We start from the raw sequence: 21,700 nt of genomic DNA, 5'->3' as shown, positions 1-21,700 counted from the left end.
GCTAGTGGCCGGCGGCCTCGGCCGCCTCGATGGCGGCGACGAGCGCCGGTCGGGCCTCCTCCGGCAGCGGGGCGCCGCGCAGCTCGGCATGGAAGCGGCCGAAGAGGTCGAGCGGGCGGGCGATGCGCGCCGCGGCACCGGCGGTGGCGAAATGCCCGGTGCCGGCGCGCTCCGTGGCGTAGCGCAGGCCGACGATGCGGGGGAAGATCTCGGCCAGGCGGCGCTGCGCCTCGGGGATGGGGGAGGGGTCGGTGAGGACCAGGGCGACATAGTCCTCGCGGGCCGGGCCCGCCGTGTCGCGCAGCGCGGCGAAGCTCCCCGTCAGCACGCGGAGCCCCCGCCGCGGGGCGAGCGGGATCGCCTCGATGCGCGGCGCGCCCTCCGCGCCGATCTCCACCAGCGTCACCGACTTGGCGTGGTCCGCCTCCTCCACCGAATAGGGGAAGGGCGAGCCGCTGTAGCGCAGCCTTCCGCCCAGCAGACTCTGCGGCCGGTGCAGATGGCCGAGGGCGACATAATCGAAGCCGGCGAAGCGCGCCGCATCGATGGCACCGGTGCCGCCGACCGAAAGGGCGCGCTCGCTCAGCGGACTCTCGGCGCCGCCGGCGACGAAGGCATGGGCGACGAGCACGCGCGGCCCCTCGGCCGGGCAAAGGCCGTGCAGCAGGGGCGCGAGGGCGGCGAAGGCGCCGTCATGATCGGCGAAGCGCGCCTCGGCGAGGCTCGGCTCGCGCGCCAGGGCCAGCGGCGTCGCATAGCCGCAGGCGACGACGGTGGCACGGTTGCCATGGCCGTCGCCGAGCGTGATGGCCTCGCCGCAGGGCGACTGCACGATGTGCAGCCGCGCGGCGGCGAGCAGCCGGGCGCCGAAGCCGACGCGCCGCGCCTCGTCATGGTTGCCGGGGATGATGACGACGGGGACACCGAGGCCGAGGACGAGCGCGCTCAGCACCTCGTCCAGCAGCCGCACCGCCTCGGCGGGCGGGACGGCGCGGTCGAAGACGTCGCCGGCGAGCAGTACGGCGTCCGGCCTGGTGTCGCGGACGATCGCCGGCAGCTGCTCGGCCAGCAGGTGGGCCTGGTCATCCTGGAGCGAGTGCCCGCCGAGGCTGCGGCCGAGATGCCAGTCGGCGGTATGGAGGAAGCGCATGCGGGCGCACCATGCGCAGGCGGGGCGGGTGGGCGCAAGCTAGCTCTGCCGCCACCAGGGCGAGCCGGGGATGGGCGCCGCCGCCGGCATCGGCGCCTCGGCGGGGGCGGGCGCCGCCTCCAGCACGGAGACGGGGCCCGGGTCGCGCCCACCGGCAAAGCGGATCAGCGCGCGGATCCGCTCATCGAGCGGCGGATGGGTCGCCAGCCACTTCTTGCCGAGCGTCTCGCCTGGGCTCTCCAGCAGCATGGCCTGCACCTGGGCGGGCAGGCGTGGCAACTCCGATTGGGCGGCGACCTTGCGCAGCGCCGAGATCAGCGCATCCGGGTCCTGCGTCAGCTCCACCGCCCCGGCATCGGCCAGGAATTCGCGGTTGCGCGACAGGGCGAAGCGCAGGGCGAGCGCCAGCGCCCAGGTCACCAGCATGATGGCCAGCGAGAGCAGCACGAGCAGGGCCGCCGCGCCGCCCTTGCCGTCATTGCCCGACGAGGAGCGCGAGGAAGAGCGGCCGGTCGTCACCGGGCCGTGGTTGCCGAAGAGGTTGCCGGCGCGGACCAGCATCTCCCCCGGCAGCGAGACGACGCCGGCGAAGACCGCGGCGACGACGGCGAGGCGCGCGTCGCCGTTGCGGATATGCGTCAGCTCATGCGCCAGCACGGCCGATAGCTCGCGGTCGTTGAGCGCGTCGAGCAGGCCGCGCGTGACGGTGACGGCGCCGGTCGCGCGCGAAAGGCCGGAGGCGAAGGCGTTGCGCGCCGGCTGCTCGATCACCGCGAGGCGCGGCATGCCGAGGCCGCGGCTGATGCAAAGCGTCTCGAGCGCGTTCCACAGCCGCGGTTCCCCCTGCCGCGTCACCGGACGGGCGCCGGTCAGGAAGTCGAGGATGCGCTGGTTCCAGAACCAGGCGATGCCGAACCAGATGGCCGTCACCACCAGCACCACGGGCAGCACGGCGGGGACGATGCCCGCCGCGTCCCGCAGGCCCTGGCGGAAGGAATGCGCCTCCCCGGCCACGAGCAGCAGGCCGAGGGCGAAGCAGATCAGCGCCAGCAGGACGGGGAAGCCGGCCAGCAGCAGGCCGGTCTTCCAGCCATTGTTCCAGATCCAGGTCTTCAGCCCGAAGGCGCGCATGGTGTGCGCCCTAGAACTTCACCTGCGGCGGGGCGGCGACGGCGGCGCGCTCCGCCTCCGGCAGCTCGAAGAAGCCGCGCGGCAGGAAGCCGAGCGCGCCCGAGAAGAGCACCGCCGGGATCTGCTGGATGGCGCTGTTGTACTCGGCGACGGCGTTGTTGAAGAAGCGCCGGGCGGCGGCGATCTTGTTCTCGACGTCGCCGAGCTCCGACTGGAGCTGAAGGAAATTCTGGTTGGCCTTGAGGTCGGGATAGGCCTCCGACAGCGCCAGCAGCCGCCCCAGCGCGGCGCCCAGCGCGCCTTCTGCCGCGGCCGCCTGCTCCGGCCCGCGGGCGCCGAGGGCGGCGTTGCGGGCCTGCACCACGCCTTCCAGCGTGCCGCGCTCATGCGAGGCATAGCCCTTCACCGTCTCGACCAGGTTGGGGATGAGGTCGTGCCGCTGCTTCAGCTGCACGTCGACGTCGGACCAGGCCTGGCCCGTGGTCTGCCGCAGCGCCACCAGCCGGTTGTAGGTGACGACGAGCCAGAGCAGCAGGACGACGACGACGCCGAGGACGATCCAACCCGTCATGCCGCACTTCCTCCCGCGTCACCCGGCGAAGCGGGCGAAGTCGCGGGCGATTGTACCATAGATTTCGCGCTTGAACGAAACGGCCAGCGAGGGCAGCTCGGCCAGCGGCACCCAGCGCCAGGCATCGAATTCCGGGTGCGGGTCGAGGTCGAGGCGGATTTCCGCATCCTCGCCCAGGAAGCGCAGCGCGAACCACCGCTGCCGCTGGCCGCGATACTTGCCGCCCAGGGCCTTCCCGAGCAGGTGCGGCGGCAGGTCGTAGCTCAGCCAGTCCGGGTGCTCGGCGATGATCTCGGCGTTGCGCGTGCCGATCTCCTCCTCCATCTCGCGGTAGACGGCGACGGCCGGGTCCTCGCCCGGGTCCATCCCGCCCTGGGGAAGCTGCCAGCCGCCCGGCGCGCCTTCCGCATTGGGCAGGTCGGCGCGACGGGCGACGAGGACGAGGCCGGCCCGGTTGAACAGCACCGCGCCGACATTGTCGCGATAGGGCAGGTCCATCCGGCAGGGTCCTTTCAGCGGGCGGCGGGGCGTTGCATCAGCGCGGTGACGGGGGCGAGGACGAGGCCGCTGGCCTCCACCGTGCCGGCCCAGGCGGCGAGCCGGTCGATCAGCACCGGCGAGGCCTCGCCGGCATAGCCGAGGGCGGCACCGCGCTCGCGGGCCAGCGCCTCCAGCGCGCGGAGCTTCAGCTCGATCTCGCCGCGGGTCGCCGGCTCGTCGATGACGAGGTCGATGCTGCGGCCCCAGGCACGCTCGGGCGAAGGCGCGCCGGGGCGCGGGTCGACATAGAGCAGGCCGCGGCTGGCGATGCGGGCCTGGAGGTCGCCATAGGGGCCGAGCATGGCGGCGAAGCGCTCGCCCCGCATCGGCCCGAGCGCGCCGATCGCCCCGACATAACCGGTGAAGCGGGACAGCAGCCAGGCCAGCCGGTCCTCGTTCTCCGCCACGGGCAGGCTGGTCAGCAGGGCGCGGTTGCCGGGGTTGTTGAGCGGGTAGCCTGTGGGCTCCAGCGGCAGGGCGAGCAGCACCTCCATCCCACGGGCGCGGGCCTGGTCGAGCAGGCGGCCGGGCTGCGGCGCATAGGGGCTGAAGGCGAGGGTGACGGTGCCGGGCAGGCGGCGGATCGCCTCCTCGGTCAGCGCGGCGTTCATGCCGAGCCCGCCGATGACGAGGCCGATGCGGGGGCGGGCCTCCTGCCGGTCGAAGGGCCGGCCGAAGGCGCGGATCGGGGTGCGGCCATCGGGGCCGATGCGGGGCATCGGGCCATGGGGCCCCGGGTCCTGTAGGGCCTCCTCGCCGGCGGGGATGGGGCGGCCGGGCGACGCGCCGGGGCGGCTGGCGGCCTCGACCACCGGCGGCGGCCCGGGTGCGGGAGGCGCTTCGGCGATGGCCGGCTCCGCGCGGGGCGTAGGCGTGGCAGCCGGCTCGGCGGGAGCCTCGGCGACGGGCGGGGCGGGCAAGGGCCCGAGCCAAGCAAGGACCGCGGTGCCGCCGCCGAGCAGCAGCACCACCGCGGCCCAGCAGAGGATCAGGGCCCGCCAGCCGAAGGACAGGCGCGCCATGGGCGGCAGGTCAGCGCGCGGCGCGCCGGCCCGAGTTCTGCGCCGCCGCCAGGTTGCGGAGCAACTGCATCGCCTGCTGGAGCTGGAAGTCGGTCTCCGGCTTGGTCGGGTCGAAGGAGGGCGTGCCCTCGGGCGGCAGGCGCGTCACGCGCTCGGCGATGCCCTGCGGCAGTTGCAGCGGCGGGATGGCGGCGCCCGTCGGCTGCTGCACCCCGCCCTCGTTGCGCAGCGCGCGGCGCAGGTCGGCCTCGCGCTCGCGCGGGATGTTGGCCGTCGCCTCCTGGCGCTGGGCCAGCACCTCGATATCGGGCTCGATGCCGGTGCCCTGGATGGAGCGGCCGGAGGGCGTGTAGTAGCGCGCCGTGGTGAGGCGGATGGCGCCCTGGCCGGGGATCGGCATCACCGTCTGCACGCTGCCCTTGCCGAAGGACTTGGTGCCGAGGACGATGGCGCGGCGGTGATCCTGCAGGGCGCCGGCGACGATCTCGCTGGCCGAGGCGCTGCCGCCGTTGATCAGCACCACCACCGGCAGGCCGCCGGCGATGTCGCCGCCCTTGGCGTTCCAGCGCTGCGCATCCTCCGCCCGGCGGGCGCGCGTCGAAACGATCTCGCCCTGCTCGAGGAAGTCATCCGTGACCTGGACCGCCTGGTCGAGCAGCCCGCCCGGGTTGTTGCGCAGATCGAGCACGATGCCCTTCAGGCTGTTGCCGGCCTGCCCGCGCATGGCCTGGATGGCGCGGCGCAGGCCAACATCGGTCTGCTCGTTGAAGGAGGTGAGCCGCACATAGGCGACGTCGTTGCCTTCGATGCGGAAGCGCACCACCTGCGGGCGGATGACCTCGCGCGTCAGCGACAGCTCGATCGGCCGGTCGGCGCCCTCGCGGCGGATCGTGATCTTGATGGCCGTGCCGCGCTCGCCGCGCATCTGCTCCACTGCTTCCTGCAGGGTCAGGCCCTGGACGGAGTTGCCGTTGAGATGGGTGATGAGGTCGCCCGCCTTGACGCCGGCGCGGGCGGCCGGCGTCTCGTCGATCGGGGAGATGACCTTGATATAGCCGCCCTCCTGCGTGACCTCGATCCCGAGGCCGCCGAACTCGCCGCGGGTCTGCACCTGCATGTCGCGGTAGGAGCGCTGGTTCAGGTAGGAGCTGTGCGGGTCGAGGCCGGTCAGCATGCCGTTGATGGCGTTCTCGACGGCGTCGCGGTCGTTGATCGGCTCGACATACTCGGCGCGGACCCGCTCGAAGACGTCGCCGAAAAGGTTCAGCAGGCGATAGGTTTCCGCCCGGCCGCCGTCCTGCGCCCAGGCCTTGACCATGGGGGAGGTGACCATGGGGCCGAGAATGATGCCGGCGGCGAATGCCGCGCCGACCGTCGCCATCGTCCGAACCCTGCCCTTCATGCGGCACCCGTATCCCTGTTCCGGTGCGGCCTGCGGGCCGCGATCCGGCATGTTAGCGTGAAGCCCGGCCGCATGGCAGGGCCAGTATCGTTAACGTCCGGTATTCGGGCGATCATCCCGGGAACCAGCCGCGCGGGTCGATGGGCTGGCCGTTGCGCCGGAGTTCCAGGTAGAGCGCCGCCTCGCCGAGTTGCCCGACCGGCTCGCCGGCCAGCAAGCGCTGGCCCGGCGCGGCATCCAGCCGGTCGAGCCCCGCCAGCACGACATGGTATCCATCGCCGCAATCGACAATCAACAACTGGCCGAAGCTGCGGAAGGGCGCGGCGAAAACGGCGCGGCCGCCGCAGGGGCTGACGACGCGGGCGCCGGATGCCGCCTGGAGGGTGAGGCCGCGGGAGGGGCCGCCCGCGCCGGCCGTGCCGAATTCGCGGGTGACGCGGCCGAGCACGGGCATGGCACGGCCGCCGGAGGCGCGGGGCGGCGGGTCCGGCGTGCGGGTGGCGGCCATCTCGGCTTCGGCCCGGCGGCTGCGGGCCTCGGCGGCCTCGCGGGCGCGCAGCTCGGCGGCGTCCCGGGCACGGGCGGCGGCGTCGGCGCGAGCCTGGGCGGCGGCGGCCCGCTCGCGCGCCTCGGCGGCGGCGCGGGCGCGGGCTTCGGCGGCTTCGCGGGCGCGGGCCTCGGCCGCCTGGCGGGCCTCCTCCTGGCGCAGCCGGGCGAGGGCGGATTCCAGGCTGCCAGCGCGGGCGGCGCTGGCGGCGGCGCGGCGGGCGGCGTCCTCCTCGGCATCCTCGGCGCCGGCGCGACGGTCGCGGGCGGCTTTCAGCTCGGCCTCGAGGGCGGCGGAGGCGGTGCGGGCCTGGGCCTCGGCTTCGCGCAGGGCGGCGGCGCGCTCGGCGGCCTCGGCGGCACGGCGGGCGGCCTCGGCCTCGGCGGCGCGGAGGCTGGCGGCCTCGGTGGCGAGCTGGCGGGAAAGGCCCTGGAGGACCAGCAGGCCGCGCAGCCGGTCCTCCGGCGGGCCCGGGACGGCAAGCAGGGATTCCGCCGGCCACAGGCCGAGGCGGAGCATCAGCGGCAGCATCGGCGCCAGCGCCTCGGCCCGGGCGCGGCCCTCGGCGCGGGCGGCCTCGGCGGCGGTGCGGGCGGCGGCGAGGCCGTCCTCCGCCTCGCCCCTGCGCTGGTCGGCCAATTGCGCGCGACGCGCCGCTTCCACGCGGCGCTCGGCGAGGCGGCGCTCCTCGGCGGCGGCCGCCGCGGCGGCGCGGGCGGCGGCCTCGGCGGCGGCGCGCTCGGCCTGGGCGGCGCGCTGGGCGTCCTGCACCGCCTGCGGCGTCAGGGGCTGGGCGGCCGCCGGCGGCGCGGCGAGCAGCAGGACGCCGAGCAGGGCTGGGATGCGCGTCAAAGCGCTACGGCAGATAGCATGCCGGCCGGAGCCGCTGCCATCAGCCCTTGAGCAGCGACACCCCGGTCATCGCCGCCGGCTGGGACTGGCCCATCAGCTCCAGCAGGGTCGGCGCGACATCGGCGAGGCGGCCGTCGCGCAGCGCGGCGCCGGACGGGCCGTTGACCAGGAAGACCGGCACCGGGTTGGTGGTGTGCGCCGTGTGCGGGCCGCCGGTCGCCGGGTCCTTCATCAGCTCGCAATTGCCGTGGTCGGCGGTGACGAGCAGGGCGCCACCCCCGGCCTTCACCGCCTCGGCGATGCGGCCGAGCGCGGCATCCACCGTCTCCACCGCCTTGATCGCCGCCGGCAGGCTGCCGGTATGGCCGACCATGTCCGGGTTGGCGAAGTTGAGCACGATGAGGTCGTAGGTGCCGGTATTGATCGCGGCGACCACCTTCTCGCACAGCTCGGGCGCCGACATCTCCGGCTGGAGGTCGTAGGTGGCGACCTTGGGGGAGGGGACCATGATGCGGTCCTCGCCCGGATAGGGCGGCTCCAGCCCGCCATTCAGGAAGAAGGTGACGTGCGGGTACTTCTCCGTCTCCGCCGCGTGGAGCTGGCGGAGGCCGGCGCGGGAGACCACCTCGGCCAGCAGGTCCTGCATCGGCTGCGGCGGGAAGAGGGTGGCGAGGACGCGGTTCAGCTCCGTCGAATACTCGGTCATGCCGAGCGCGGCGGCGAAGCGCGGCACGCGCGGGCGCTCGAAGCCCGTGAACCCGGGGTCGAGCAGGGCGTCGAGGATCTCGCGCACCCGGTCGGCGCGGAAGTTGAAGCAGAGGATGCCGTCGCCGTCGCGCATGCCGGCATAGTCGCCAAGGATGGTGGCGGGGATGAACTCGTCCGTCACCTTCTTCCCATGTGCTGCCGCGATGGCGGCGGCGGCATCCGGCGCGCGCTCGCCCTCGGCCAGCACCAGGGCGCGCCAGGCCTGGCCGACCCGCTCCCAGCGGTGGTCGCGGTCCATGGCGAAGTAGCGGCCGGTCAGCGTCGCGATGCGGAAGCCGGGGAGGCCCGCCGTCGCCGCCTCGAGCGTCTTCAGATAGCCGGGCGAGGCCTCGGGCGGGGTGTCGCGGCCATCGGTGAAGCCGTGCAGCGCCACGGGGATGCCGGCCTCGGCCAGCACCTTCGCCAAGGCCGCGGCATGGGCCTGGTGGCTGTGGACGCCGCCCGGCGACAGGAGGCCGAGCAGGTGGCAGGTGCCGCCCGACGCCTTCAACTTTACGATGAGATCGGTGAGCGGCGGCATGCGGGCGAGGGAGCCGTCCTCCACCGCGGCGTCGATCCGCGGCAGATCCTGCATCACCACCCGGCCGGCGCCGAGATTGAGGTGGCCGACCTCGGAATTGCCCATCTGCCCGTCCGGCAGGCCGACATCCCGGCCGGAGGTGCGGAGGAAGGCGCGTGGCCCGGCGGCCCAAAGCGCGTCGAAGACCGGCGTCTTCGCCTGCCGCACGGCATTGTCCGCCTCCTCCTCGCGCCAGCCCCAGCCATCGAGGATGGTGAGCATCACGGGGCGGGGTACGGGCATGGGCGTCATCCTCCTGGGCGGTCGGTCCGGACCTAGACCCGGGGGCGTGCCGGCGCAACGGGCGGGGGGCGGGGGCGGGCGATCACGTCCATAAGCGCGGGGCGAGGGAGGGATGCGATGCAGGGGATCGACTGGGCGGCGGCGGAGGCGGAACTGGATGCGGCAGGGGTGGCGCGGCTCGGCCGGCTGCTGGCGCCGGAGGAATGCCGGGCGCTGGTCGCCCTCTATGACGAGGAGGCGCACTTCCGCAGCCGGGTGGTCATGGCGCGGCACGGCTTCGGGCGGGGCGAGTACCAGTACCTTGCCTATCCGCTGCCGGAGCGGGTGCAGGCGCTGCGGGAGGCGCTCTACCCGCGGCTCGCTCCCATCGCCAACCGCTGGAACGAGCGGATGGGCCTTTCCGTGCGCTATCCGGCGGCGCATGCCGAATTCCTCGCCCGCTGCCACGCGGCGGGGCAGCCGCGGCCGACGCCGCTGCTGCTGCGCTACGGGCCGGGCGACTACAACTGCCTGCACCAGGACCTCTACGGGGAGCATGTCTTCCCGTTGCAAGTCGTGGTGCTGCTCTCGGCGCCGGGCGAGGACTTCGCCGGCGGCGAGTTCGTGCTGACCGAGCAGCGGCCGCGCATGCAGTCGCGGGCGGAGGTTGTGCCGCTCGGCCTCGGCGAGGCGGCCGTCTTCGCCGTGGCGCAGCGGCCGGTGCGCGGCAGCCGCGGCGACTACCGGGTGACGATGCGCCATGGCGTGAGCCGGCTCCGCAGCGGGGCGCGGCACACGCTGGGCCTCATCTTCCACGATGCGGCGTAGGGTTCAGACCATCTCGTCGGGCAGGGCGGCGATGGCCGTCGCCCCGGCATCGACCGGGACGATCGCCCCGGTCATCCAGCGCGCATTGCCGCCGCAAAGGAAGGTGACGGCGGCGCCGACATCCCAGCCCGTGCCCTCGACCTGCAGGATGCTCCGCCGCCGCCGCGCGTCGCGCTTCTCCGGCGTCATGCCGCCGGCCTGGACCATCGGCGTGTAGACCATGCCGGGGCAGATGCAGTTGACGCGGATGCCGTCGGCGGCATGATGCACCGCCATCGCGCGGGTCATGTTGACGACGGCGCCCTTGCTGGTCGGGTAAAGCAGGTTCGGGTGGCCGCCGCGCAGCCCCGCCACCGAGCCGATGTTGACGATGGAGCCGCCGCCCGCGGCGCGCATCGCCGGCACCGCATACTTCGCCATCAGCATCATCGAGGTGACGTTGACGAGCAGGCCCCGGGCCCACTCGTCGGGATCAACGTCCTCGGCCGTGCCCTTGGGGCCGCCGATGCCGACATTGTTCACCAGCACGTCGAGCCGGCCCCAGCGGCCGGTCGCCGCCTCGACGACGGCGCGGCACTGCTCGGGCTGCGTCACGTCGGCGGCGATGGCGAGGGCCTCGCCGCCCTCGGCCTCGATCATCCGCTGGGTATCCTTTGCCCAGTCCTCCATCGCATCGGCCAGCACCAGCCGGGCGCCGGCGCGGGCCAGCAGGATGGCGGCGGCGCGGCCATTGCCGACACCCTCCCCTGGCCGCGAGCCGGCGCCGGTGACGATGGCGACCTTGCCCGCGAGGTTCTCGGCGATCTCGGCCATTCTTGTCCTCCCCTTCAGTCTTCCAACAGGAATGCGAGCGCGCGTTCAGCGATCGCCTCCGGCACCTCGTGGCCGCCGCCGAACTCCAGATAGGTCAGCGGATAGCCGGCACGCTGCAGCTTCGGCGCCAGGCGGCGGCTGCACAGGTCGATGTTCAGGACGCGGTCCTCGGTGCCATGGCTGAGAAAGCAGCGCGGCTTGCCCTCGACATGCAGCGGCGCGGCGAAGCCGGGCGAGAAGGCGAGCGCGTGGGTGAAGAGCGCCCCGTTCATCATGGCGAGCGAGAGGGCGTAGGAGGCGCCATCGGAAAAGCCCGCGGCGGCGATCCGCGCCGGATCGACCGGCCAGGCGGCGAAGACGGCGGCGAGTGCGGCATCGATCCGTGCGACATCGGGCCCGTAGCCGCCCTCTAGCACGTCCCAGGTGGCGCCGCGGCTCTTCGGCAGCAGCACCAGCGCGGCCTCGGCGATGGACTCGACGCGCCGCAGCGCCTTCGCCGGATCGCCGCCCGCGCCGTGCAGCATGAGGATCAGCGGCAGCGGCCCGGAGCCGGGGCTGGCCGGTACGCGCAGCATGGCCTCGCCCATTGGATGCAGGCCGGCCGGCAGCGGCCAGGGCCTGGTGGCGCCGGGGGGCTGCGGGCGGGCGGCGAGGCGGCCTTCTTCCATCAGGATGCACCCATCAGCAGGGGCGAGACGCCGAAGATGCGCCCGTGGAAGTGCAGCATCGCCGCCCAGGCCAGCGTCCCGATCACCGGCGGCACCCAGCCTATCTCGCCGGGCGCCAGCCGGTTCCGCCCGGCGAGGATGGCGCCGAAGGGCAGGATGGAGGTGGTGGCGGCGAGCCTCCGCCATTCGGCCGGCGCGCGCTCTGCCAGCTTCGCGTCGATGCTCGGCATCCCCACGAGCGCGGTGACGAGGAAGGCGCCGAAGAAGAGCAGCGCCGCGCTGTCGCCATTGCCGATCATGTGGATCGCCGCCCAGAGGGCGAAGGACCAGAGCATCGGGTGGCGGGTGACGCGCTGGATGCCGCGTGCCTCCGCGCCGAGCTGCGCCTCGCCGCCGATGCCGGTGGGGTTGGGCTTCGCCACCGAGGCGACGAAGAAGATGAAGGCGGGCAGCATCAGCAGCGCCAGCACCCAGCGCAGCCAGCCTGGCGCGAACCAGAGCGGCGTGGTTTCCGCTGCCTTCCAGGCCTCGATGAGAAAGAATATCGAGGCGAAGGAAGCCAGCGAGAAGGCGATGCGGAAGCCGCCCTCGCCGATGCGGCCGGCGATCGCGCCGCGCATTCGCGTGCCGGCGATGCCGACATGGACGCCGATCCAGACCAGGGCCGCGATCGCCAGCATCATACGGTCCTCAAGGTCGCCAGGGACGATGATAGGGGTGGCCGGAGCGGATGGCTTGCACCCTGTACCATTGCTCGGCCAGCAGGCCCCGCACCAGGAAATGCGGCCAGGTGAGCGGGCCGAGGGAGAGGCGGTGGTCGGCCCGCGCCAGCACCGCCTCGTCCAGCCCCTCCGCCCCGCCGATGAGGAAGCAGACCGGCTTGCCCGTCGCCTCCCAGCGGGCGGCGAGCGATGCCAGCGCCGCGCTGCCCGGCGCCTCGCCGCCGAGGTCGAGGGCGATGGCGAGCGCCGCCTCGGGCAGGGCGGCGAGCAGCGCCGCGCCCTCCCGCCGGCGGATCTCGCCCGGGCTGCCGCGCGCCTCGGCCAGCTCCGTCACCGCGAAGGGCGGGCGGAGGCGGGCATTGTGCTGCTCGAACAGCGCCGCCTCCGGCCCGCCCTTGAGCCGGCCGATGGCGATCAGCCGGGGCGCCCGGCTCACGCCTCGCCCGGCTCCTCCGGCGGCGGGGTGCTGTCCTCGGGTTGCGGGCTGTCGGGGCCCCACATCCGCTCCAGCGCATAGGTCGTCCGCGCCTCGGGTTTGAAGAGGTGGATGACCAGGTCGCCGCAATCGATCAGCACCCAGTCCTCCGAGCCCTGGATCGCATCCCGCCGCAGCTTGAGGCCGACCTTCTCCAGCGCATCTTCCAGATGGTTCGCCATGGCCTGGATCTGCCGCTCGGAGAGGCCCGTGGCGATGATCATCCGGTCGGTGAAGCTGGCGCGGTCGGTGACGTCGAGGACGAGGATGTCCTCGGCCTTGTCGTCCTCCAGGCTGGCCTGGGCAGCGGTGACCAGCTGCTCCAGCCGGTCCGGCGGGGCCTTCTCCTTGGCGCGTGGGCGGCGGGCGGGCTTCGCCTCCGGCCCGGCGATGACCTGGCGCTTGCGCGGGCTCGGCTCCTCCTGCGGGACGGGTTTGGGCGGCACGCCGACGGGGCGGCGGATCACCTTCGCCTCCGGCATCGGCCGGGCGGGGACGAGGTGCGGCGCGGCGGGCCGGGACGGGGCGCGGGCGGCGCCACGCATCGGCTTCGCGGCGACCGTCTCCGACCGGGCGGCACGAGGCTTCGCGGCGGCGCTGCGCACGGGCTTGTCCTCCGTGATGCGGCGACTGCGCGGGGCCGGGCTCTCCGCCCTGCGGCTGCGCGTCGGCGCGTCCTCGGTGCCGCGGCGGCTGCGCGTGGGCGCCTCGGGTGCGGCCCTGCTGCGGCTGCGCGGAGCCGGGCTCTCCGTTTTGCGGCTGCGCGTCGGTGCCTCGGGCGCGGCCCTGCTGCGGCTGCGTGTCGGTGCCTCGGGCGCGGCCTTGCTGCGGCTGCGTGGGGCCGGGCTCTCCGTCCTGCGGCTGCGCGCCGGTGCGTCCTCGGCACCGCGGCGGCTGCGCGGGGGAGCCTCGGATGCAGGTTTGGCGCGGCCGCGGGGTGCCGGGCTGTCGGCCTTGCGGGTGCGGGCCGGCGCCTCATCGGCGCCACGGCGGGCGCGGGTGGGAGCCTCGGCCGCGGGCCTGGCGCGGCCGCGCGGCGGAGCGGCCTCGGTCCGGGCCGGAGCACGGCTCTTCGTTGCCGGCTTGGCCGCGCCGCGTGGCGCCTGCTTGCCCGGAACCCGCGGCGCCGCGGGCTTTGCCGCGCGGGGTGGCCGGGTGGTGGATGTGCTCTTGCCCCCGCCAGGGGGCCGTGTGGCGCGCGCGATGGCCGCCTCCTCTGTTCTTTGTGTTCGCTTCTATAGCACGCGGCCGGCGGCGCGGCGGATCGCCGTCGCCGAGGCCGGATGTTCCCGCGCCGGCACCAGGCTCCAGCCCGCATGCCCGCCCGTCCCGCATCCGTCGAGCAACGCGCCCGGACGCTTCCGGTGCCGCGCCAGCGCCCGCGCCGCCTGGCCCGAGAGCGCCCGCCGTGTCTCGCCTGGCCGCGGCAGCACCGCGAGCGGCGTACCCCGCGCGAGCGCCCGCCAGCCCTTCCAGCGTGGCAGCTGGGAAAGGTTGTCGGCGCCGATCAGCAGCACGAAGCAGGCGCAAGGGAAGCGCCGGCGCAGCAGGGCGAGCGTCGCCACGGTGAAGCGGGTGCCGAGCCGGGCCTCGATATCGGTTGCGATGATCCGCCGCCCATCGGCGATGCTCCGGGCCGAGGCCAGGCGCTCGGCGAAGGGCGCCATGCCCCGGCGCGGCTTCAGCGGGTTGCCGGGCGAGACCAGCAGCCAGACCTCGTCGAGACGGAGCGCCCGCAAGGCGCGCTCCGCCACATGCCGGTGCCCGGCATGGGCCGGGTTGAAGCTGCCGCCGAGCAGGCCGATGCGCGCCCGGCGGCGATCCCCATGGGCCTGCCTCACCTGACCTGCAGGCCGACCGAGACCGGCTGCGCCAGCATCCCCTCGTAGCGGAGGGTGTAGCTGCGCCCGGCCACCGCCGGCACCGAGGGGGCGAAGCCGCCGAGCGAGACGATGTCGCCGGCCTTGAGCTTCAGCCCCTGCCGCGCGAGGTCGCCGACCAGCCAGGGGATGACGTTCAGCGGATGGCCGAGCAGCGCGCTGCCTGGGGCGCGCGCCAGCTCCTTGGTGTCGTCGGCGAGGATGACGGTCATCGAGCCGAGCCGCGCGGCGAACTCCGCTGTCGCCTCGACCGGGATCGGCGTGCCGGTGACGCCGAGCCGGGCGGCGACGTTGACCGAGACCAGCAGCGGCCCATTCACCGGACCGCCGAGGCCGACGCGCGGCAGCTCGATATAGGGGATGACCTGGTCGAGATGGCGGAGGATCTGCACCTGGTCGGCGCCGGCGGTGTTGATGCCCTCATCCCTCACCCGGACAAGCAGGTCCGCCTCCACGCTGACGCCCGCGATCTGTGGCGTGAGCTGCAGCGTGGCGCCGTCGCGCAGGCTCGTCGTGCTCTCGAACATCACGCCATAGACCGGGCCGGAGAGGCCGAAGGCGCGCTGCGTCGCGGCGCCCGTCGCGCCCGCCTTGTAGCCGATCGGCCGGCCGAGCTCGGCCGCCAGCAGCGGCATCAGCTTGGCGCGGGCGCATTCCGCATCGGCCATGGAGAGGTCGGGATAGGGCTCTGCCGGCCGGCCCGCGAGCAGCGCCCCGGCGGTCGCCGCCACGGCCGGGTCGGGCGGGCAGGCGGCCTCGGCGGCAAGGCTCGGCAACAGGGCGGCAGTCAGCAGAAGCAGGCGGCGCATGGATGGTCCCTCCGGTTGGGGAGGGCTCAGGGCCTGACCTGTCCGCTCCCGATCACATGGTAGCGGTAGGTGCAGAGCTGCTCCAAGCCGACCGGGCCGCGGGCGTGCAGCCGGCCGGTGGCGATGCCGATCTCGGCGCCGAAGCCGAACTCGCCGCCGTCGCAGAATTGCGTCGAGGCGTTCCAGATGCCGACTGCGGAAGCGAGGCCGTTGAGGAACTCCGCCGCGGCCTTGGCATCCTCGGTGACGATCGCCTCGGTATGCTCGGACCCGTGGCGGCGGATATGCGCGAGCGCCGGGGCGACTCCGTCCACCACCGCGACGGAGAGCACCGAATCCAACCATTCCGTGGCGAAATCCGCCTCCGTCGCGGCGGGCAGCTCCGGGCAGATGGCCCGCGCCTTCGCATCGGCGCGGAAGTCGCAGCCCCGCTCGCGCAGGTCGGCGACCAGCACCGGCAGCAGGCCGGGGGCGATGGCGGCGTCGATCAGCAGCGTTTCGGTCGCGCCGCAGACGCCGGTGCGGCGCAGCTTGGCGTTCAGCAGGATGGAGCGCGCCATGGCCGGGTCGGCCGCCGCATGGATGTAGGTGTGGCAGAGCCCCTCGGCATGGGCGAGGACGGGAACGCGCGCCTCCTCCATCACCCGGGTGACGAGGCCCTTGCCGCCGCGCGGGATGATGAGGTCGATGAGGCCGGCCGCGCGCAGCATGGCGCCGACGAAGCCGCGATCGGCGGTCTGGGCCACCTGCACCGCGGCCTCCGGCAGGCCGGCGGCGCGGAGGCCTTCCGTCATGGTGGCATGGATGGCGGCGACGCTGCGCAGGCTCTCCCGCCCGCCGCGCAGTATGACGGCATTGCCGGATTTGAGGCAAAGCGCCGCGGCATCGGCGGCGACGTTCGGCCGGCTCTCGAAGACCATGCCGATGACGCCGATGGGCTGGGCGATGCGGCGGATCACGAGGCCGTTCGGCCGCGTCCACTCCGAGAGTGTGCGGCCTACCGGGTCGGGCAGCTCCGCCACCTCCTCGAGGCCGCGCGCCATCGCCTCGATGCGGGCGGGGGTCAAGGTAAGGCGGTCCTTGAAGGCGGCCGACAGTTCGGGTGCGGCGGCGAGGTCCGCCTCGTTGGCCGCAAGGATCGCCGGGGCCGAGCCGCGGATCGCGCGGGCGGCCTCGCGCAGCGCCAGGTCCTTCGCCGGTCGCGGCGCGCGGGCAAGGTCGGCGGCCGCCGCGCGGGCGGCGCGGGCGGCGGCTTCGAGCTGGCGGGCGGCTTCGTCGGCGAGGGCGTTCATGGCAGCAGACCTAGCGCCTTGCCATCGCCCGGCCAAGGGGGCGAGGGCGCGGGCCTGCCCGGCGCTCAGAGCACCACGAGATCGTCGCGGTGGACCACCTCGTCGCGCCCGCGCCAGCCGAGGATGGCCTCGATCTCCTCCGAGCGGTGGCCGGCGATGCGGCCGGCATCCTCCGCATCATAGGCGGAAAGGCCGCGGGCCAGCTCGCGCCCCTCGGCATCGCGCACGCTGACCGGGTCGCCGCGGTGGAACTGGCCCTCGACGCGGCGGATGCCGGCCGGCAGCAGGGAGGAGCCGCGGGCCAGCGCCCGCGCCGCGCCCTCGTCCACCACCAGCGCGCCGAGCGGGGCGAGGCTGCCGGCGATCCAGCGCTTGCGGGCGGTGCGGCCCTCGGGCGCGGGGAGGAACCAGGTGCAGCGGGCGCCGTCCTGCATTGCCCGCAGCGGGTTGTCGCGCGCACCGAGGGCGATCGCCATGGCGGTGCCGGCGCCCGTCGCGATGCGGGCGGCGATCAGCTTGGTGCGCATCCCGCCCGAGGAGTAGCCGGGCGGCGGCTCGCCGCCCATCGCCATGATCTCCTCGGTGAGCTGCGGCACGACGGGGAGGTGCGCCGCCGCCGGGTCGCGCCGCGGGTCGGCGGTGTAGAGCCCGTCGATGTCGGAGAGCAGCACCAGCGCGTCGGCCGCGATCATCTCGGCGACGCGGGCGGCAAGGCGGTCATTGTCGCCGAAGCGGATCTCGGCCGTCGCCACCGTGTCGTTCTCGTTGATGACGGGGATGCAGCCGAGCTCGAGCAGCGTCCCGAGCGTGGCGCGGGCGTTGAGGTAGCGCCTGCGGTCCTCGCTGTCCTCCAGCGTCAGCAGCAGCTGCGCGGCGGCGAGGCCATGGCCGGCGAGCGCCGCCTGCCAGGCACCGGCCAGGCGGATCTGCCCGACCGCGGCGGCCGCCTGCTTCTCCTCCAGCTTGAGGCGCTTGCGGGTGAGGCCGAGGGCGCGCCGGGCCAGCGCGATGGCGCCGGAGGAGACCACCACCACCTCCGTCCCTCGGGCGCGGAGGGCGGCGATGTCGGCGGCGACGGAGGCAAGCCAGGCCTCGCGCGGGGCAGCCGTCCGCTCGTCCACCACCAGGGCGGAACCGATCTTCACCACCAGGCGGCGGGCGGCGGCGAGGTCGGGAAGGGCGGGGCTGGAGGTCATGGGCCGCCGCATAGCACGGGCGGCCCGGACATGGAAAAGGGCGCCCCCGGCCGGGGAGCGCCCTTTTCGCCCGTCGTCCGTTGCCTAGGCGAAGAGCATGTCGCCGGCCGCCAGCTTGGTGGCATGGGCGAGGAAGACGTTGTCGCTCACGCCATCGAAGCTCACCAGCAGGCCGGAGACGCCGTTCTCGGTCTTCAAAGCGGTGTGCAGGCCGGACTGGCTGAAGCCGCGGAAAGCCAGCTTGTCCATGCCGCTGGTGAAGCCGTCGATCACCACATGCCCCTCGCCCCTGTCGATGCCGAAGCTGTCCCTGGCCGATGTGCCGAGATAGGTGGCGCCGAAGCCCCCGGACGCTTCGCTGAAGCGGAAGTCGTCCGGCCCGCCGTACTTGAAGGCGTGGCTGTCCTTGGCGAAGGTCGCGCCCTTGTAGGTGAGGTCGTCGATATAGAGGTTGCGGTCGCCGCCGCTGCCGGCCGCGTCGTTGATGAACTTGACCGTCAGCGTGTGGTTGCCCGCGCCCCAGTCGCCCTTGACGGTGATGACGTCGCTCGCCTTGGCGGCGTGGGAGGCGCTGGCGGTCTGCGTGCCGCCGATCTGCTTGCCATCGACGCTGACGACGTACTGGGCGTTGCCGTTGTAGGCGTCCTGGCTGACCTTCATCACGATGGAGTCGCTGCCGGCGCCGATGGTCTTCACCAGGCCGGTGGCCGGCACGGGCGGGGCGGCCTTGGTGAAGCCGAAATCGACCGGGCCGTTCCGTCCCAGGTCCGCCGTGCCCTTGGACAGGGCGGCGCCGTTGAAGGTGATGCCGTCGACATGCAGGTTGCGGTCGAGGCTGGCGGAGCCGCCATAGGCATCGTTGAGGAAGTTGACGGTGACCTTGTGGCTGCCCGCGCCCCAGTTGCCCTTGACGGTGATGATGTCGTCCTGGCCGGCGGCATGCGAGGCGCCGGCGGTCAGCGTGGTGCCGATCTGCTTGCCGTCGACGCTGATGGTGTACTGCGCGTGACCCTTATAAGCGTCCTCGCTGATCTTCAGCACCAGCGTGTCGGAGCCGGTGCCGATGGTCGTGATGACCGGCGTGCCCGGCGCCGGCGTGGTCGGGCCGCCCGTGGAGCCACCCGTGTTGCCGCCGGTCGAGCCGCCGGAGGTCGTGCCGGTCCACTGCGACATCACCACGTTGTCGATATGGGTGGTCACCTTGCCGGGCGTCGAGCTGTTCGGCCCGCCGCCGAGCCAGGCCTCGCCATTGTTGGCGACGTAGCTCATCGCGCCGAAGCCCATGGCGGTGTCGGGGATGACGTCCGGGTTGGTCCAGCTGCCGACCACCTTGCCGTCCACCGTGATGGTGAGGAGGTTCGGCAGCCAGGTCATCTTGTAGTGGTGGGTCTGGCTGGAATCGATGCCGCTGAGCTTCGCGCTGTAGGTGTCCTGGCCGTTGGCGCCCGCCCAGTGGACCGTGTGCATCGAGCCGCCCTTCGGCGTCTCGAGGATGTCGATCTCGCCGTCGCGCGGCCAGACGTCGGATTTGGGCCACATCAGGATCGCGGCCTGGGTGCCCTGCGCCTTCTCGACCCGGGCATCGAATTCCACGGTGCCGTATTTGATGGTGATGTTGGCCGCCTTGCTGTTGAAGCCGCCCGCGCTCCAGCTGCCGTTCGCGTGGCGGGTCGCGCTGACCTGCATCTCGCCGCTGGTGACCTTGACGTCGTTGGCGTTCCACCAGAACGCGCCGTTGCCATATGTGCCGCCGTGATAGACCGAGCCCCATTTGGAGAAATTATAACCGGCGCTGAAATCATCGGACAGAACGACGCGGTACTGATTGCCGTTGGCATCCGTAGAGACTGTTCCGACCGAGGAAACCATCCATTTTTCTCCCAAAAACTACGTGATCCACGAAAACGTGATATATCCTGCGGTTGAGATGTATGTCGTATGCAACCTGCAATAGCAAGCAGCGAATGATGTTTCGCCGGATCACACTGTGTTAGCGGAACGTTAATTGTTGCGGATAAATCGGCGCCTTGGCGAACTCGTGTCCCGCTGTGGCTTTGATGTTCAGGAGCCGGGGAGGTGGGCGATGCAGGAAACCGCAATCCGGGTGAACCGCGCCCCGGTCCTCACCCTCTGGGCTGCCGTCGTGGCGGAGCGGCTGGGCCATCTGCCGGCGACGGCGCTCAGCCTGGCGAGCGTGGTGGCCGGCACCGCCGCCCGCGCCAAGGCGCGGCGACTCGGCCTCGCCGAGGATCGGGCCTCGCCTGACCAGCCCGGAGGGGCGCCCGCGCCGGCGCGAAAGGTGACCCGGCTGCTTGGCCGCGACATCCCGATTGCTGCTGGGAAGGATGGCGCATTGCTGGCCGTGCGGGATGGCCATCCGGCCCCCGCCGCGCCGGTCGAGGCTTACCTCGCCCGTGCCCTGGGGCCGCATCTCGGCGAGGTGCGGGCGGCGATGGAGGGCCTGGCCGATCGCCTTGAGCCGGAGGAGCTGAACCGCATCGGCTTTCGCCTCTACGAAGCCTTCCGCCCCGAGGTGCCCGAGGATGTCAGCGGCTGGGGTGCCAAGGGCCGGCTGGAACTGGCCCGCATCCGCGCGGCGGCGGATCGCTGAGGCCGGCCGAAACCTCCACCCTTTCCCGCAAGGCTGCCTCGGCCGCCCGCTGCCTGCCCGGCCGGATGGGTGATCCCGGAAGCGGGAAACCCTGAGCCATGTCAGCCGATGCTGGCGAGGCCGCCTCCGTTGCAGGCCTTGACGCTCCGCGGAGTGGCGCTGAATCCACCATGGCCGGGCCATATGAGGGAGAGAACCGATGACCGATCCACAGGACGCCGCCAGCCGGCAACGCCGCATCCTCGACCAGGTGCGGGAGGCCGACCGCCTCCGCCCGCCCGAGCCCATGAACGGCGCCATGCAGGCCGGCGCCCGCCGCTACCCGGAACCGCCCTTCGCCCGCGAGCGGATGGACCGGCCGGGGATCGAGGCGAGCCAGTCCCTCGCGCCCATGTATGATGCGCCTTATTGGCAGGGCTCCGGCAAGCTCGCCGGGCGGGTCGCCGTTGTCACCGGCGGCGACAGCGGCATCGGCCGCGCCATCTGCGTGCTCTTCGCCCGCGAGGGGGCCGATATCGCCATCATGCACCTGCCGCACGAGCAGGAGGATGCCGATGTGGTCCGCGCCGCGGTCGAGCGCGAGGGCCGCCGCGCCATCACCATCGCCGGCGACATCACCGACCGGGCTTTCTGCTTCGCCGCCGCCGAGCGGACGGTGAAGGAGCTCGGCCGGCTCGACGTGCTGGTGAACAATGCCGCCTTCCAGCTCCACTGCAACCGCTTCGAGGATCTCACCGAGGAGCATTTCGACCTCACGGTGAAGACCAACCTCTACGGCATGTTCCATATGAGCCAGGCCTGCGTGCCACATATGCCGCCGGGCTCGGCCATCGTGAACAGCGGCTCGGTCACGGCACTCGCCGGCAACTCGGCCATCCTCGACTATTCGATGACCAAGGGTGGCATCCACATCTTCACCCGCTCCCTGTCCGGCAGCCTGGCCTCGCGCGGCATCCGGGTGAATGCGGTGGCGCCGGGCCCGGTCTGGACGCCGCTCAACCCGACCGAGAACCCGGAGAAGGTCGAGGGCTTCGGCAGCAACACGCGGATGGGCCGGCCGGCCCAGCCGGAGGAGATCGCGCCTGCCTACCTCTTCCTGGCCTCGCCGCAGATGTCGAGCTTCATCACCGGCGAGGTCCTGCCGGTGATCGGCGGCTACACCGACCGCTGAGGCATCGGCCGGGCCGAGGCCGGTCGCCCGGCCAGGAGGGCGACTGCCATCGGATTGAAAAAAACCGCGGGCAGGGGGTTGTGGCGCTGGGCGCAAGGCGCTATTTCCCCGCTCCGCCGCAAGGTGGCCCTGCAAGTCGGCCCGAGTAATCGGGGGCAGTGGTTGGTAAAGGTTAAGACCAGCCACTGTATCCGTTGAAAGATGGACCTTCCGAAGGAAGTTAAAAAAAGGTCTTGAACGTCTCGCCGCAAGGCGCTACATGATGGACCACCGGACGACGCCGAGCCCCAGGGTTTGGCACTGCTCCGGTTCCTGGTTTCGGTGCTCTTGGGCACCTGCTCTTTGGTCCCGCAGCGATGCGGGGCGGTTTTCTGCCTTCGGGTGGATATGTTCTTTGACAGTTGCATCGGTCTTTTGGAAGACGATGGATCGTCATCTGGCTTTGCGGCTGGGGGATGGTTTGCATCGAGA

21 protein-coding genes are annotated in these 21,700 nt (G+C 73.0%); 3 read left to right on the top strand and 18 right to left on the bottom strand.

What is annotated here, in order from left to right; translation table 11 throughout:
* Nucleotide 1: 1 nt before the first annotated feature.
* The 8 genes from LH62_RS02850 to gpmI form a co-directional block, all read right to left on the bottom strand.
* A complete protein-coding gene (locus LH62_RS02850; RefSeq protein WP_043359111.1) occupies nt 2-1,150 on the bottom strand; it encodes an exonuclease SbcCD subunit D in 1,149 nt (382 codons plus the stop codon).
* A 39-nt stretch (nt 1,151-1,189) separates the two neighbouring features.
* The gene (locus LH62_RS02845) at nt 1,190-2,281 is read right to left on the bottom strand and encodes a M48 family metalloprotease (RefSeq protein WP_043359110.1); all 1,092 of its coding nucleotides are present in this window, start codon (nt 2,279-2,281) and stop codon (nt 1,190-1,192) included.
* 10 nt (nt 2,282-2,291) lie between these two features.
* Complete coding sequence (locus LH62_RS02840; protein WP_043359108.1) at nt 2,292-2,852, bottom strand: LemA family protein; 561 nt, start codon at nt 2,850-2,852, stop codon at nt 2,292-2,294.
* An 18-nt stretch (nt 2,853-2,870) separates the two neighbouring features.
* On the bottom strand, nt 2,871-3,350 hold the full coding sequence (locus LH62_RS02835; protein ID WP_043359106.1) for an RNA pyrophosphohydrolase: 480 nt from the start codon (nt 3,348-3,350) through the stop codon (nt 2,871-2,873).
* 14 nt (nt 3,351-3,364) lie between these two features.
* Nucleotides 3,365-4,414, bottom strand: coding sequence for a divergent polysaccharide deacetylase family protein (locus LH62_RS02830; RefSeq protein WP_052213644.1), 1,050 nt, complete (start codon nt 4,412-4,414; stop codon nt 3,365-3,367).
* 10 nt (nt 4,415-4,424) lie between these two features.
* A complete protein-coding gene (locus LH62_RS02825) occupies nt 4,425-5,816 on the bottom strand; it encodes a S41 family peptidase (protein WP_043359105.1) in 1,392 nt (463 codons plus the stop codon).
* 112 nt (nt 5,817-5,928) lie between these two features.
* On the bottom strand, nt 5,929-7,215 hold the full coding sequence (locus LH62_RS02820) for a murein hydrolase activator EnvC (protein ID WP_043359104.1): 1,287 nt from the start codon (nt 7,213-7,215) through the stop codon (nt 5,929-5,931).
* A 40-nt stretch (nt 7,216-7,255) separates the two neighbouring features.
* Entirely contained in the window at nt 7,256-8,785 is a 1,530-nt protein-coding gene (gene gpmI / locus LH62_RS02815; RefSeq protein WP_043359103.1) for a 2,3-bisphosphoglycerate-independent phosphoglycerate mutase, read from the bottom strand.
* A 117-nt stretch (nt 8,786-8,902) separates the two neighbouring features.
* On the opposite strand from gpmI, the gene LH62_RS02810 reads away from it, so the two are divergent.
* Nucleotides 8,903-9,592, top strand: coding sequence for a 2OG-Fe(II) oxygenase (locus LH62_RS02810; protein ID WP_052213643.1), 690 nt, complete (start codon nt 8,903-8,905; stop codon nt 9,590-9,592).
* A 3-nt stretch (nt 9,593-9,595) separates the two neighbouring features.
* Here LH62_RS02810 and LH62_RS02805 read toward each other — a convergent pair whose 3' ends face one another.
* The 10 genes from LH62_RS02805 to LH62_RS27995 form a co-directional block, all read right to left on the bottom strand.
* Nucleotides 9,596-10,405, bottom strand: coding sequence for an SDR family NAD(P)-dependent oxidoreductase (locus tag LH62_RS02805; RefSeq protein WP_043359100.1), 810 nt, complete (start codon nt 10,403-10,405; stop codon nt 9,596-9,598).
* Between the two features lie 14 nt (nt 10,406-10,419).
* Nucleotides 10,420-11,073, bottom strand: coding sequence for an alpha/beta hydrolase (locus LH62_RS02800; RefSeq protein WP_043359098.1), 654 nt, complete (start codon nt 11,071-11,073; stop codon nt 10,420-10,422).
* On the bottom strand, nt 11,073-11,753 hold the full coding sequence (locus LH62_RS02795; protein WP_160299766.1) for an NnrU family protein: 681 nt from the start codon (nt 11,751-11,753) through the stop codon (nt 11,073-11,075). Before LH62_RS02795 ends, LH62_RS02800 begins: the two co-directional genes overlap by 1 nt.
* 10 nt (nt 11,754-11,763) lie before the next feature.
* Nucleotides 11,764-12,231 carry a 23S rRNA (pseudouridine(1915)-N(3))-methyltransferase RlmH gene (locus tag LH62_RS02790; RefSeq protein WP_043359094.1) on the bottom strand — a complete coding sequence of 156 codons (468 nt, stop codon included), beginning with the start codon at nt 12,229-12,231 and terminating at the stop codon, nt 11,764-11,766.
* The gene (rsfS, locus tag LH62_RS02785; protein ID WP_082012786.1) at nt 12,228-12,752 is read right to left on the bottom strand and encodes a ribosome silencing factor; all 525 of its coding nucleotides are present in this window, start codon (nt 12,750-12,752) and stop codon (nt 12,228-12,230) included. The genes LH62_RS02790 and rsfS overlap by 4 nt, the downstream gene beginning before the upstream one ends.
* 753 nt (nt 12,753-13,505) lie before the next feature.
* The gene (locus LH62_RS02780; protein WP_043359091.1) at nt 13,506-14,111 is read right to left on the bottom strand and encodes a nicotinate-nucleotide adenylyltransferase; all 606 of its coding nucleotides are present in this window, start codon (nt 14,109-14,111) and stop codon (nt 13,506-13,508) included.
* Nucleotides 14,108-14,959 (bottom strand): 2-keto-4-pentenoate hydratase, encoded by an 852-nt coding sequence (locus LH62_RS02775; protein ID WP_043359089.1) that lies wholly within the window; start codon nt 14,957-14,959, stop codon nt 14,108-14,110. Before LH62_RS02775 ends, LH62_RS02780 begins: the two co-directional genes overlap by 4 nt.
* A 26-nt stretch (nt 14,960-14,985) precedes the next feature.
* On the bottom strand, nt 14,986-16,251 hold the full coding sequence (locus LH62_RS02770; protein ID WP_052213642.1) for a glutamate-5-semialdehyde dehydrogenase: 1,266 nt from the start codon (nt 16,249-16,251) through the stop codon (nt 14,986-14,988).
* 65 nt (nt 16,252-16,316) lie between these two features.
* Nucleotides 16,317-17,447, bottom strand: coding sequence for a glutamate 5-kinase (gene proB / locus LH62_RS02765; protein WP_043359085.1), 1,131 nt, complete (start codon nt 17,445-17,447; stop codon nt 16,317-16,319).
* A gap of 84 nt (nt 17,448-17,531) precedes the next feature.
* Complete coding sequence (locus LH62_RS27995) at nt 17,532-19,316, bottom strand: carbohydrate-binding domain-containing protein (RefSeq protein ID WP_052213641.1); 1,785 nt, start codon at nt 19,314-19,316, stop codon at nt 17,532-17,534.
* A gap of 214 nt (nt 19,317-19,530) precedes the next feature.
* On the opposite strand from LH62_RS27995, the gene LH62_RS02755 reads away from it, so the two are divergent.
* The gene (locus LH62_RS02755) at nt 19,531-20,058 is read left to right on the top strand and encodes a hypothetical protein (protein ID WP_043359083.1); all 528 of its coding nucleotides are present in this window, start codon (nt 19,531-19,533) and stop codon (nt 20,056-20,058) included.
* 199 nt (nt 20,059-20,257) lie between these two features.
* Nucleotides 20,258-21,229 (top strand): SDR family oxidoreductase, encoded by a 972-nt coding sequence (locus LH62_RS02750; protein WP_043359081.1) that lies wholly within the window; start codon nt 20,258-20,260, stop codon nt 21,227-21,229.
* Nucleotides 21,230-21,700 lie beyond the last annotated feature (471 nt).

Origin of the sequence: Belnapia sp. F-4-1 (assembly GCF_000802185.1) — a bacterium.
Lineage (GTDB): Bacteria > Pseudomonadota > Alphaproteobacteria > Acetobacterales > Acetobacteraceae > Belnapia.
The sequence above is the reverse complement of the archived record's forward strand: the minus strand, read 5'-3'. Positions and strand labels throughout refer to the sequence as shown.

Excerpts from the sequence above, each read along its gene's own strand:
- LH62_RS02830 (WP_052213644.1), bottom strand. The coding sequence starts at position 4,414 with ATGGCGCGCCTGTCCTTCGGCTGGCGGGCCCTGATCCTCTGCTGGGCC.
- LH62_RS02840 (WP_043359108.1), bottom strand. The coding sequence starts at position 2,852 with ATGACGGGTTGGATCGTCCTCGGCGTCGTCGTCGTCCTGCTGCTCTGG.
- LH62_RS02825 (WP_043359105.1), bottom strand. The coding sequence starts at position 5,816 with ATGAAGGGCAGGGTTCGGACGATGGCGACGGTCGGCGCGGCATTCGCC.
- LH62_RS02775 (WP_043359089.1), bottom strand. The coding sequence starts at position 14,959 with ATGCGCCGCCTGCTTCTGCTGACTGCCGCCCTGTTGCCGAGCCTTGCC.
- LH62_RS02845 (WP_043359110.1), bottom strand. The coding sequence starts at position 2,281 with ATGCGCGCCTTCGGGCTGAAGACCTGGATCTGGAACAATGGCTGGAAG.
- LH62_RS02835 (WP_043359106.1), bottom strand. The coding sequence starts at position 3,350 with ATGGACCTGCCCTATCGCGACAATGTCGGCGCGGTGCTGTTCAACCGG.
- LH62_RS02770 (WP_052213642.1), bottom strand. The coding sequence starts at position 16,251 with ATGAACGCCCTCGCCGACGAAGCCGCCCGCCAGCTCGAAGCCGCCGCC.
- LH62_RS27995 (WP_052213641.1), bottom strand. The coding sequence starts at position 19,316 with ATGGTTTCCTCGGTCGGAACAGTCTCTACGGATGCCAACGGCAATCAG.
- LH62_RS02795 (WP_160299766.1), bottom strand. The coding sequence starts at position 11,753 with ATGCTGGCGATCGCGGCCCTGGTCTGGATCGGCGTCCATGTCGGCATC.
- LH62_RS02805 (WP_043359100.1), bottom strand. The coding sequence starts at position 10,405 with ATGGCCGAGATCGCCGAGAACCTCGCGGGCAAGGTCGCCATCGTCACC.
- LH62_RS02750 (WP_043359081.1), top strand. The coding sequence starts at position 20,258 with ATGACCGATCCACAGGACGCCGCCAGCCGGCAACGCCGCATCCTCGAC.
- LH62_RS02800 (WP_043359098.1), bottom strand. The coding sequence starts at position 11,073 with ATGGAAGAAGGCCGCCTCGCCGCCCGCCCGCAGCCCCCCGGCGCCACC.
- gpmI (WP_043359103.1), bottom strand. The coding sequence starts at position 8,785 with ATGCCCGTACCCCGCCCCGTGATGCTCACCATCCTCGATGGCTGGGGC.
- LH62_RS02810 (WP_052213643.1), top strand. The coding sequence starts at position 8,903 with ATGCAGGGGATCGACTGGGCGGCGGCGGAGGCGGAACTGGATGCGGCA.
- LH62_RS02755 (WP_043359083.1), top strand. The coding sequence starts at position 19,531 with ATGCAGGAAACCGCAATCCGGGTGAACCGCGCCCCGGTCCTCACCCTC.
- LH62_RS02850 (WP_043359111.1), bottom strand. The coding sequence starts at position 1,150 with ATGCGCTTCCTCCATACCGCCGACTGGCATCTCGGCCGCAGCCTCGGC.
- rsfS (WP_082012786.1), bottom strand. The coding sequence starts at position 12,752 with ATGCCGGAGGCGAAGGTGATCCGCCGCCCCGTCGGCGTGCCGCCCAAA.
- proB (WP_043359085.1), bottom strand. The coding sequence starts at position 17,447 with ATGACCTCCAGCCCCGCCCTTCCCGACCTCGCCGCCGCCCGCCGCCTG.